This is a genomic window from Corynebacterium sp. CMW7794 (genome assembly GCF_001563605.1).
GTDB lineage: Bacteria > Actinomycetota > Actinomycetes > Mycobacteriales > Mycobacteriaceae > Corynebacterium > Corynebacterium phoceense.
Map to the genome: position 1 here is coordinate 83,335 of NZ_KQ961723.1, position 12,530 is coordinate 95,864.

A 12,530-nucleotide genomic window follows, 5' to 3' on the forward strand; every position below is an offset into this window, starting at 1 on the left:
ATACCGCCCCTGATCTGTGCGAATATGAGACTGCCTAGGACTTTACGGCGATCTGCAACGTCATCGTCATTGCCCATATCCTAGACAGGCCTTAAGCGGAGGAAGTGCTATCGTTTACGCCGTGTCAACAATCTGGTCAATCGTCCACAGAGATCTCGCGCGTGTGTGGCGCACGCCTGCGGTATGGATCATCGCCATCGGCGTCCTTGTCACGCCGGCGCTCTACTCGTGGTTCAACGTGCGCGCGTTCTGGGATCCCTATAAAAATACGGAACACCTCCAGGTCGCCGTGGTCAACGAGGACCGCGGCGCGGACTCGGAGCTTACGGGCCACCTCAACGTGGGTGGACAGCTCGTGGACAAGCTGCACGACAACCACAAGCTGGGCTGGCAATTCATGGACGCGGACCAGGCGGCCGAGGCCGTGCGTCGCGGCGACGTCTTCGCATCCGTCACGGTCCCGGCCGAGTTCAGCCAAGACTTCGTGAGCCTTTTCGAGGGTGAGTATCACCAGCCCACGCTGCACTACGAGGTTAACGAAAAGCTCAATGCGGTGGCCCCCAAAATCACGGACACGGGCGCCTCGACGCTTGAGGAGACCATTGGCCAGACCTTTAAGGAGTCCGTCGCCGAGGCCGTCACTTCGGAGCTGCGCGACAAGGGCGGAGAGCTGAACACGAAGCTCACGGATGCGGGAAACAGCGCGGCGGGCAACTTCGGCGAGACTGCGGACTCGCTGGAGAATGCGCATGGCATCCTCGCCGGCGTGCGCGACGAACTGGCCGCGGCCCAGCCCAAGGTCGCGCAAACTCAGCAGACCCTGCGCGATGTCAACGCCACGCTTGCCGATGCCCGTTCCTCCCTCGCCCGCGTCAACTCCCTTTCCGCAGGCATTCGGGAGACCGCAGGCGAGACCGGCCGCAGCCTCACCGACGCGCGAGCCGAAGGCACGGAGGCGCTCGCGGACGGCACGGCCGCTGCGAATGCCACGGTGGGCACGCTCACGGGCGAACTGCGCGGGGCGCTAGGCGGCCTTGATGCTGCAAGCCGCGCGGCCACGACGCTGCGCGACCAGACTGGCGCGCTGCTCAAAATCGTGCCTGGACAATTCGCTGGCGATCTGCGGGCGACGCATGACCAAGCGGCGGCGACCGTGGACAGCATCGACCGGCTGCGCGGCGACGCACAACGCGGCCTTGACGAGCTCGACACCGCGACGAGCGCCCTCGACGACGCGGTCGCGCAGGCGAAAGATGCCCAAGGCGGGTTGGTTGGCACGGCGCGCATCGACGCGGCGCTCGCCGGAGTTGAGTCCACCACCGCGCGCCTGAGCGCGCGGCTTGATGCACAGGAGGAGCTGGTGGGGCAGGCTGGCGAGCTGATTGGGGGCATCGGAAAGCAGCTGCAGGGCGCGGACCAGGTGCTCGCCTCCTTTGATGCGGACCTGGGCGACATCGAGTCGACCCTGCGTACAGCGCGTACGGATATCCTGGCGCTCACGCAGGATGCGAACAACGATAAAACGCTCACCACCGTGCGCGGTCTCGATACCGTCGCTGTGTCGAGCTTCCTGGCCGCGCCGGCGCAGGTCGATAGCCACTCGGTCTTTCCCGTCGAGCACTATGGCTCGGGCATGAGCTCGCTGTTTACCAACCTCGCGCTGTGGATTGGCGCGTTCATGCTGCTCATCATCTACCGCTCGGAGGTCGACGGGGCGCGCACGGTGCGACAGGCCTATACGGCGCGGTACCTCTTCCTCGGCATCATGGCCGTGGCGCAGGCTCTCATCGTCTCCGTGGGCAACCTCGCCTTCGGCGTCGAGACCGTCTCCCCCGCCGCCTACGTGGCGACCGCCGCGCTCATCGCGCTGGCGTATCTGTCCATTATTTTCTTCCTCGTCTCGACGTTCGGGCACATCGGGCGCGTCATCGCCGTCGTGCTCGCTTTCATCCAGATCCCCGGCGCGTCCGGGCTCTATCCCATCGAGATGACGCCCAGCTTCTTCCGCGAGCTCTACCCGTGGTTGCCGGTTAGCTACGGCATTTCCATGATGCGCGAGACCGTGGGCGGCTTTTACAGCCTGCATTATTGGCGCGACCTCGCAGCGCTCGCCGGCATGGCGCTTCTCGCCTTTATCGCGGGCGTCATCCTGCGTCGCCGCCTTGCACACGTCAACACGATGGTGAACGAGGAACTCGCCGCGGGCGGCCTCATCACGAACGAGGAAATCCACGCGCAAGGCTCGCGCTACAAGCTGGCAGACCTCCTCGTGGTTCTCCAGGACCGCACGGCGTTTACCGAGGGCTTGGGCGGGCGCTGGCGCGGCGTGCGCGGGCACTACGCGCAGGTCGTCACTATCACCATCGCGACGGGGTTCCTTCTCATCGTCGCCTTCGGCGTCATCGCGCACTTCGATGCTGGCAACAAGTCGCTCTACTTCGGGCTTTCTCTCCTCGTTACTCTCGTAGCCCTCGGCGTCATCCTCACGCTCGAATACGTCAAGCAATCCCTCGCCCGCGCCGAAGACCTCGCGCGCCTGCCAGAGAACGAACTACGCCGCCATCTGCGCGCCGAATCCCTACCGGAGGGCGATACCCATGCGTAACGCATTGACCATCCTGCGCGACGACCTGCGCGCCATCCGCACGAACACCATCACGGCGCTCATTGTCTTTGGCGTGCTCATCATCCCGCTCATCTTTACGACGTTCAACGTCTTGGCCTCCTGGGATCCCTTCGGCAACACGGGCAATCTCCGTATCGCCGTGGCCAGTAACGACAAGGGCCACGTCACCGATGTGGGCAAGCTCAACGTCAACCTGGGCGACCAGGTGCTTTCCCAGCTCGCGCGCAACGACTCCGTGGACTGGGTCATCACAGACAGCGCCGACGCCGTGGAGGGCACGAGGTCCGGCGACTATTACGCCTCCATCGTGTTACCTGAGTCCTTCAGCGACGACATGCTCACCTTCTACCTCGACGGCGCCGAGCCCACCCGCCTCGACCTCTATACAAACCAGAAGAAGAACGCGCTAAGCTCATCCATTACGTCCAAGGTCGCCACCGGCGTGACGAATAATATTGACGAAAGCTTCGCCGAGGTCCTGTCCGACGTCGGGCTGGGCCTCCTCTCCTCGCTCGATGACTACCTCAACGAGGACAACACGCAGTCCGCCCTGAGCACCGTCCAAACCCGCGTGCAGGCCACCAGCGGACGCCTCAACTCGGCGTCCGCCACCGTCCGCTCGCTCACCGGGCTCATCGATGGCGCGATTCCCCTGGCTACGAGCGCGGACTCGCTGCTCGCGCGCGCCAATACGAGTGATTCCACCGCACCCGCCACGCAGTCATCCTCTCCCGTCAATCTCGACGCGACGCTGCGCGAGTCTGCCGATGCCCTCTCTTCCGCACTCACCGCTGCTTCCTCCAGCCTCGGCACGGTAAGCGCCCGCCTCGACGACGCGACGGGCACCAACGCGCTCAATCCGAATGAGCTACACGACCTTGCCAAGCAAGTCCGTTCCCAGGCGGAAGGTCTCGACACCGCGCGCGGCGCGCTTGCCGGCCTGGCCCTGCCCACCACGCAGTTCGATACCGCCGCCGCCCAGGCTCGCGCAATGGCCGACTCTTTGGACACGACCGCCACCGCCCTCGAGACCGGTGCACAGGACACCTCGGCCGCAGCGCAACGCGCCCGCGACGCCGTGGATCGCGCCTCGCGCGCTGTCGAAGACGCCCGCACGAGTTACACCACGGATCTCAAGCCACAGGTCGCTGAGCTGTCACAGTCCATCAAGGCGGTCGCCGACGACGTCGCCACGGTGCGTTCCGATCTCGATGCCGCCCGCGCGAATGCCGCGGGTGCAGACTCACTGGCCTCTCGCCTGGAATCCTCGCGTGACGAAGTAGGCGCGCTCGCGGACAAACTCGCCGCACAGTCGGCCGAGTTCGAGCGCATCAATTCCGCGCTCGATGACGCCCGCCAGACGGGCGACTTGGATAAGCTCGCGCGCGTCGTCGGCGACGATCCGGGGCTCACCGCCTCCCGCTTGGCCTCGCCCCTGGGGCTGGACCGCGAAGCTGTCTTCGCTGTCAAGTCCTTTGGCGCGGCGATGACGCCGTTCTACACCACGCTCGCTTTGTGGGTGGGCGCGCTCATTGCATGTGTGTTCATCTATGCCAACGCGGAGCGCACCTACCGCCGCGGCGAGACCGCGATGAGCCGCAACGCCATCTTCCTCGGCCGCTTTCTCACCTTGGCGCTTATCGCACTTATCCAGTCCACGCTCGTGACGACGGGCCTTATCTTCTTCGTCGAGATCGCCCCACAGCACCCCATACAACTCATCGTCGTGGGCTGGGTGATCGCACTCGTGTTTATGATGCTTGTCTACGCCCTCGTCGTCACTTTCGACAACGCGGGCAAGGCCATCGCCGTCGTCCTCCTCGTCATCCAAGTCTCTGGCGCCGGCGGTTCCTACCCCCTGCCGCTGCTGCCCGAGTTCTTCCAGAAAGCTAGCCCCTGGCTGCCTGCGACGCATGCCATCAGCGCGCTGCGCGCGGCCATCTCCGGTTCCTATGAGGGCGACTTGTGGCGGGAACTCGGTCTGCTGGTCCTCTTCACCATCCCCGCGCTCATCCTGGGGCTCTGGCTGCGTCGCCTCATGGACGGCTATCACGAGCGTCTCAGTGCGGCGATTGCGAGCACCAAGGTCATGGCGAGCTAGACCACCGGCGGCTTCCACATGGCCAGCTCGTTGGGGCCTGCGTCCTTGCTGGGGATCTCCCCGAGCGGAACAAACCCCAACCGCGTATACAGCCGCGCCGACCCCTGCGTCGTGGCTTCCAGATACACCGCATCGTCTCCTGCGCGCGTCAATCCATGCTCCAGCAGCTGAGAACCAATGCCTTGGCCTTGCGCTCCTGGCGCTACCACGAGCGTATAGAGGTACCAGTGCGGGAATTCTGGATGGTACTTCGCCGCTTGTGCTTCGCTCACCGCGAGCTTGACCAATCCGGTGCCAAAGACGCGCGCCAATTCGCTCGCCAGCCGCAAATACGACCCCGCCCCAAACGTCGTGCCCGGGCGCTCCCAGAGCGCTACCCCGAGCACCTCCCCGTCCTCGCCTTCACAGATATCCGCCACGCCGCGCGGAATATACTGCGTGCGCAGCTGCGCCCGAAACAACGCGTCGAGCGCCTCCTCTGGGTTCTCGAGGTTTCCGATCACCCGTCCGAACGACGGATCATGAGCGAACGCGGCCGCCAACACGGCAGCCGCACCTGGAATATCGGATTCTGTCACAGCACGAATGTTCATACGTCTCGACAATAGCGAAGAGCGCCCCCGTGTGCAGCGGACAGCAGCGGGCCGGTTTAGCGAGGCAAGGCGATGCTGTACTTAATCCCTTTGCTCTCGAGCAATTCGAGAAGGGGCTCGCTCGGACCCAATTGATTTGATACGGCGCTGGGGAAAAAGTGCCACGTTGCTCCTTTGATCTGTCCGGTTTCTATGAGGTAAGCATCAGATTCGACTTGCCTTCTAATAGACTCCGTGAGCACCACTGGCCCCACTTTCGATTCGTGGGCAATTCCGTCAGCGAAAACATCCACGCGCCGCACCGCCCGGTTGCACACCTCAACGCACTCCGACGTCCGCAGCACGACCTGGGTTGAGGGCTCAATATTCTTCCTCACGAGTCGTTTCTTCACGAGCATGAGCTTGAGATAGTCCTCGCCTGCGCGGCCATCTTTCATAAACTCCACAGCTGGGGTTGCAACATGTCCCGGCCGCTGGCGATATCCCGCTAACTTGTCGAGGTTCACCCGCCCTCCCTTCATCAGGCGGAGAAGGCTTTCGGGAGTTGCGCCTTCCTTAACGAGGTAATCCCACTGCTTATAAACACCTTTGCTTGCGTTCTCGCGAACCGGCTTGGGAAGCTTCGGAATCCTTGCAATGAGCGTGCCCGCACTCGCGGCCAGCGCAGGGTATGTGGTGCTAAAAGCCGATACACGCTTCGGGATGGAAGCAGCGTCTCCAGCAAATCCAATGATGCCTACTGCAGTAAACGCCGCCGTGACCCAATCACCATGAATAGCGGAGACCAAAAAGTCTCGTAGATCTGCAGCATGCGCAATGAATTTGCCGATACCCGGAATGAGCCCTGCCCCTGCGACGAGAATGTTCCCTGCCAACCAAGCGACGGAATCTACCGGCATGGCATCGCCAGCGAAGGCTCCTTTGGCGAAATCTTTGGCGTATGTGAGCTTCGAGACCTCTACGTCCTCAAACAGCGGATCAAGCTCCTTGACTGCTCGATAGGTCACTTCGAAGGCGTCGTTATAGCCGTCCGCATCCGTATCGCGTGAGAGTGGGTCAGTGCCGTAGGTCTGAATTTCCTCAAAGTCATCGAGGCCATCGCCATCCGAATCGTTGATATGCGGATCCGAACCCGCATCCAGTTCCTCCGCGTCATCCACTCCGTCGCCGTCAGTGTCCGCCTTCAGAGGATCCGTACCGGTGTCGTCGACCTCAAATCCGTCAGTAAGCCCGTCCTGGTCTGTATCTGCTTTGCGCGGATCAGTACCGAGTCGGGTTTCCTCGCCATCCTTAAGCCCGTCCTGGTCAGTGTCTGCTTTGTGCGGATCGATACCGAGTCGGGTTTCCTCGCCATCCTTAAGCCCGTCGTTATCAGAATCCTTGAGTGGATCCGCCACACTTGAGGTCGTTACTGGAGACTCAGGGGCATGCGACACTGCTGGCTCCTCCGAATTCGAGCCTCTTAAAGCCGCGACCGTCACCCCCAGCACCAGAGCAATAACGACGATCACTGCGCTTATCGCATACCACGTTGCCCGAGGTTTGACGCGTAGTTCGCACAGCCCGTCGAGAGCGTGCGCCACTGCATCATTGGGGTTCTGATGCTGCTGAGAATGCCTGCGATGTTTACCGGTTGCCATCGTATAGCCTGCTTTACGAGAGAGTGAGAGAAAGAGTGAGCACAGCGTAGCAAGCGAAGTAAAACATCCCCCCGCATGGCACCCGCGAAAGAAAAAGAAATAAACCTCCACAAAAGTGGAGGCTTAACGTTGTACCCCGTACGGGATTTGAACCCGTGTTACCGGCGTGAGAGGCCAGCGTCCTAGGCCGCTAGACGAACGGGGCGCGGTCTGTGCAGTAAGCGAGGCTCGCTGCGGACTTCATAAGAGTAAACGACGCGTCTACATTCCACCAAATCCGCAGTACACACCATAGAAATGCGACGGAAAAACTATGTGCCAGCACCACCCTCTGCGCCACCGCACTGGCGCTAACGGCTTGCAACACGGGCGAGTCCGAACGGGTCACCATTACCCACGTCACCACAGTGAAAGAGTCCCCGACGAAAACAAGCACGACGACTCCTCCGGCAACGAGCAGCAGCACAACACACCAAACGACAGAGCCCCCCACGACCGAACACAACGAACTAGCGACGTCAGAACCCACAGCGCCTGCGCAAGAACCGAGCCACCAGGATCCAGTCGTTCTGCACGAAGCTGACCATGGATACAAGTGGTTCTTACGCGACCCCCTACAACTCACAGGACGAATGTGAAAGTGCAGCATCCCAGTGGCCAGCGAACACAGGTTCCTGCGCTCTCCAACCACAAGGATGTATTCACTACGCGCTGCGTCACGATGCTGAAGTCATCGCGAAGCACGAAGCCCAGCGCAAGCAAGAAGAAGCGGCACGCACCGAACAGTAGCAACAGCAACAGTTCCGGACCCTAGAGTTAGCCACGATTGGACCGTATGCCTCTCAGTGGACATGCAAGCAAGCGCAAAGCACGTGGCCCGCGCCATCGTTCACATGCTTCCCAAATCAACGCGGTTCAGCACAAGTAAAGGCCTAGAAAACCAATAAAAATCCCGGACCGTGTGTGAGCTACTTCGTTAAAGCTTCGCGGAGCCGTGGTGCGGATCGAATCAGTGGTTATTCCGCTGCAAACCTGTAGGTAAAAGGGCTAGAAGCTAGGTTGTGTGGCGCTGGTCCGGGACGACGTTTCGTCCTATATGCATTGTGCTTTTAAGCTCCTGTACTTCGTACAATCGTTGTTAAAAAAGAAGTTGTGGATTATGGCTATGCCGCTATTTTCGCACTACATCAGGGAGAAACCGTCTGAGTAATAATGCGCTTGACTTTCGTCCATTCGCATCCTTTCTGTCCGCTTTCTGCTTACAACCCGTAGCCTAAACCCCAGTCCGCGCCGTGGGAAGACCTTCGCAAAACTAATAGCTGGTATTCACCCACAGTCCCTCTTTTGTGCAGCAAAATATAGTGTGGCTCCTGCCTGGTATGGGGTACCTCCATACCAGTTCGAACGAAAAGGTCTGCCATTACCCCTAGGCGGTCCAGAGATCCACACCCGCAGTACGGCACATCTGGACGAGGTTGGTCTTCAACTCGTCGTCTCCCTGGAACGCATCTTCCAGAATGATGAACTGCACTGGCTTCATGGCGACCGCATCACGCAACTGCGCGAGAGTCGGGGTGACATGCTCGTCGAGATACGCCAAAACCGCAACCTCTTCACCGCCAGCCCCGTCGCTGCGAACCACGGCCTTATAACCCGCGCCGGCGATGTCGCAGTCACGGATCTTCTCAGTGAGCGACAATCCCTGTTTAATGAGGATTTCCGCAAGGATGTCATCCACCGTAGCGTCGTCGTCCACGCTTCCGCGCAGGTCTAGCAAGTGCTGCTCCAGCGTCGTCACGTCCGTATCCGCCGCCGTCTGCCACTTCACAAAGTTGGTATCCGAAAGCACGTAGGAACGGAATCCCGTATCGAGGGGCACCTCGCGTTGTGCGATCACCTCGGCGTACTCGGCGGCTACTTTGTCACCTGCCCTCCGGATGCGCTCACGGGAGATGCTCGCGATGTCCTCGAAGCCGACCTTCCGCGCTGCGGAGTTCTCCGGTGTGGGTTCAGGAAGCTGCACCTGAATGGTACGGCGACGCACGCCGTCCTCGGCATTAAGCTGCATGACGGCATGCGCCAGGCTTCCGGATCCCGCGAAGAAGTCCAGGGCAATATCGCCGTCGTTCAGATTGCCCAGGCGCACCAAGTTCTGCAGCAGCTTCGTGGGCTTGGGGTTGCTGAAAATGCTTTTTACACCGAAGAGTTCAGCGACTTCTGCGGAGCCTTCCTGGTTGCTGCCAAACAATTCATGCGGGAACCAGTTGGTGGCGGACTGACCGCTTTCCTCACGCTCGGACTGGAATTGCTTCTTGCGCGGCAAGCCGTCGCCGCCCTTGGTGAAGACAATGCGGTTATCAGCAAGCAGCCTTTCAAAGGTCGCCTTCTCGCCCATCCACACCTCGTTGAACTCGACGCCCGTAGGCGAAACAATCGTGTACGAGGAACCGCCTTGGCCTGCACCCACCTTCCATGGCTTGGAATTCCACGGTCCGCGCGGGTCGTTATCGGGGTTCGTGAATTTGCCCGTGAGCGGCAGCTTGCCCACGCCAGCGTGCTTGAGATGCGCCGAGTTCCGTGCGCAGACCAGAATGTGCTCGGCCACAAGCCCGATGAGCTTGGTGGGGTCATTGGGCTGATTGTGGCGCCGGCGCCAGTGGATCGAGCCTTCGAAGTTCAGCTCGCCAAAGATTTCATCGAGGCACTTCTTTAGGTGCGAGTACTCGTCATCGCTAATACTCACGAAGATGACGCCGTCTTGGCTAAGCAGGTTGCGCGCGAGCTTCAGGCGCGGATACATCATGTTGAGCCAGTTGGAATGGAAACGCCCCTCCGACTCAGAGTTGGAGGAGAGTTTCTTGCCTTCCTCGTTGACTTGTTTCGACCAGTCGAGATAGGTGCCAATCCCCTCTTTGAAGTTGTCCGGATAGACGAAATCGTGACCCGTGTTGTACGGCGGATCGATATAGATCATCTTGATTTTGCCGTGGTAGTGCTTCTGCAAAACCTTGAGGACTTCCAGGTTGTCGCCCTCGATGAAGACGTTCTCGGTGGTATCCCACTCCTTGGAGTTGGCCTTATCGGGCCGCAACGTGGCGGTAGTGGGCTGCTGTGCTGCCCGCATGGCACGCTTCTTCCCAGGCCAGAACAAGCCGAAGCGCTCGGCGGCATCGGAAGCATCCTCGCCAAGGAGCTCACCGAGCTTCGCGACGTCGATCCTGCCGTCGCTGAACGCTTCCGGAACGAGCTCAGCTAGCTGCTGCGCCAACTGGGTACGCAGCTCGGGGCTGCTGCTCGGGACTGCATTCATCGGCTCACGTTCTTCGCTCATCGTCGTCTCTCCTGGGATACTGCGGTGCGGCTACTTCTCTCAGTACACAGTAATCAGGCCCCCGACATGAGCACCTCATGGGGCATCTCGTCACTTTCGTGAAGTACCACACTTTTCTTGACTTTTATGAGCGCTCCGCAGCATCATAAGAACAGGTTTCCAGTAACGCTGGGACGCGGATTGTAACCCGATTTAGTTCGGGGCAAGACCTGAGCAACACGCTCGCCTTTCAAGGGCGCGCGTGGGGCTCAGGTCTTTTTGCATTTTCGCCCAGCTCTTCCACCAAGGAGTACACGATGACCACGAAGACCGACTTCGAGCCGCTGTCCAAGGCAGTGCTCGAAGGACTCGGCGGAGCAGACAACGTCAGCTCCGTGACCCACTGCGCCACGCGTCTGCGCTTCAAGATTAAAGACGCCTGTAAAGTCAACGACTCAAAGATTGAGGACACCGCGGGCGTCATTGCGCTCATGAAGGCCGGTGGCCAGCATCAGATCGTCATTGGCAACGATGTGCCATTTGCGTATGACGCCGTGGTGTCGCTACCCGGTATGGCGACCAAGGGTGCCAGGGGCGCAGCGGTCGAAGATTCCGATGAAGACAATGGAGAAAAGCCCAACGCATTTAACGCCTTCATCCAGCTCATTTCTTCGCTGTTTACTCCAATCCTGTGGCCCCTCGCCGGCATTGCCCTCGTCAAAGCATTCCTCTCTGCTGGAACAAACCTGGGCTGGTTTGACACCGAATCCACGAATTACATCGTCTTTGCTGCACTGGCAGACGGCCTGTTCTTCTTCCTGCCCATGTTCCTCGCAGTGACCGCCGCACGTCGGTTCAAGATGAACGAGTTTATCGCCATGGCGACCGTTGCTCCGCTCGTCTACCCGAGCATTATCGGGCTCGCTTCGGTTGACGCTGACCTCAAGCTTCTCGGTATTCCGCTCACGGCGATGGATTACAGCTCGTCCGTCATTCCGGCCATCGTCACCGTGTGGCTGGCCAGCTACGTGCAGCATTACTGCGAGAAGATTCTGCCTTCCGCGGTGCGCAACTTCATGACTCCAGTCCTCGTCTTGCTCATCATGGTCCCCATCGTCCTGCTCACTGTAGGCCCCCTGACTATGAAGCTGGCCGCGTGGATTTCTGCTGGCGTCGCCTGGCTGTTCCAGGTCGCTCCGTGGCTGGCCGGGGGTTTGCTCGGTGCTTTCTGGCAGGTCCTCGTCATCTTCGGTCTGCACTGGGGCTTCGTCCCTATCTTCCTCAATGACATCGCCAACCTGGGCCATTCCGCGATGATGGCACCTCTCCAGGCAGCCGTAATGGCCCAAGCCGCAGCAGTTATCGCTGTCGCACTCCGGTCGCACCTTCCGGCGCGTCGCAAGCTCGCCGGCCCGTCCGCTGTCTCCGGCATCCTGGCGGGTGTTACTGAACCTGCCATCTACGGCATCAACCTCCCACTCAAGGTTCCGTTCTACGCTGGCGTCGTGGGTGGTGCTGTCGGCGGCATCATCATCGGCCTGGCCGGTGTGTCCTTCAACTCCTTCACGTTCCCGTCCCTGCTCGCATTCCCTGCGGCACTGGGCGAAGGCAACTTCCTCATGTTCGTCATCGGCACGATTATCGCCATGGTCATCGCGTTTGTCGGTACCTGGATCCTGCTCCCCCGCGCTGAGCGCAGGGAAGAAGAAGCCAAGGCCGCTAAGGCCGCAGCCGAGCTCGAAGCCACTGAAGGCGACGACAACACGGCCGCTGCAACAGAGGACGCGTCGTCTGACACGGTGCTCATCCCCGTCAACGGCACGGTCATCCCGCTCGACGAGGTTGAAGACAAGGTCTTCGCTTCAGGCGCCATGGGCGAATCCATCGCCGTCGAGCCATCGAATGGACAGGTGCTCGCACCGGTATCGGGCAAAGTCGTCGCCGCTCCCAAGTCCGGCCACGCCGTCGGCATCAAGTCAGCTGGTGGCGTCGAGACCCTCGTTCACGTAGGCATCGACACGGTTCAGATGGACGGCGAGGGCTTTACGCCCCACGTCACGGTGGGCGACCACGTCCAAGCTGGCCAGCCCATCGTCGACGTGGACCTCGACGCGGTAGCTAAGGCTGGGTACAAGGCCACGACCCTTCTCATTGTCACCAATTCGAAGAAGCTCAGCACGGTCGAGCACCTCGCACAGCCTGGCTTGGTCGTCGCTGGAGAAGCCGGCCTGCGCGCGGCGAAGTAATCCACTTATCCCTA

At 60.7% G+C, this 12,530-nt stretch carries 6 protein-coding genes and 1 tRNA gene; 3 read left to right on the forward strand and 4 right to left on the reverse strand.

The genetic code is table 11. The annotated features are described in order from the left end of the window. The first annotated feature begins 121 nt into the window (after nt 1-121). Together HMPREF3227_RS03855 and HMPREF3227_RS03860 are read left to right on the forward strand one after the other, a co-directional pair. Complete coding sequence (locus tag HMPREF3227_RS03855; protein ID WP_231724968.1) at nt 122-2,605, forward strand: YhgE/Pip domain-containing protein; 2,484 nt, start codon at nt 122-124, stop codon at nt 2,603-2,605. Further along, nucleotides 2,598-4,727, forward strand: coding sequence for a YhgE/Pip domain-containing protein (locus tag HMPREF3227_RS03860; RefSeq protein WP_066510421.1), 2,130 nt, complete (start codon nt 2,598-2,600; stop codon nt 4,725-4,727). Before HMPREF3227_RS03855 ends, HMPREF3227_RS03860 begins: the two co-directional genes overlap by 8 nt. Here HMPREF3227_RS03860 and HMPREF3227_RS03865 read toward each other — a convergent pair. The 4 genes from HMPREF3227_RS03865 to HMPREF3227_RS03885 form a co-directional block, all read right to left on the reverse strand. Beyond that, nucleotides 4,724-5,320 (reverse strand): GNAT family N-acetyltransferase, encoded by a 597-nt coding sequence (locus tag HMPREF3227_RS03865; RefSeq protein ID WP_082750239.1) that lies wholly within the window; start codon nt 5,318-5,320, stop codon nt 4,724-4,726. The genes HMPREF3227_RS03860 and HMPREF3227_RS03865 overlap by 4 nt on opposite strands. Before the next feature lie 56 nt (nt 5,321-5,376). Further along, on the reverse strand, nt 5,377-6,960 hold the full coding sequence (locus HMPREF3227_RS03870) for a hypothetical protein (protein ID WP_156452962.1): 1,584 nt from the start codon (nt 6,958-6,960) through the stop codon (nt 5,377-5,379). 132 nt (nt 6,961-7,092) lie between these two features. Then, nucleotides 7,093-7,165, reverse strand: a tRNA-Glu gene (locus HMPREF3227_RS03875). Between the two features lie 1,221 nt (nt 7,166-8,386). Beyond that, complete coding sequence (locus HMPREF3227_RS03885; protein WP_066510437.1) at nt 8,387-10,291, reverse strand: site-specific DNA-methyltransferase; 1,905 nt, start codon at nt 10,289-10,291, stop codon at nt 8,387-8,389. Between the two features lie 296 nt (nt 10,292-10,587). Here HMPREF3227_RS03885 and HMPREF3227_RS03890 point away from each other — a divergent pair, with 296 nt between their 5' ends. Further along, nucleotides 10,588-12,516, forward strand: a complete 1,929-nt coding sequence (locus HMPREF3227_RS03890) for a beta-glucoside-specific PTS transporter subunit IIABC (RefSeq protein ID WP_066510441.1) — start codon at nt 10,588-10,590, stop codon at nt 12,514-12,516. Nucleotides 12,517-12,530: the final 14 nt, after the last annotated feature.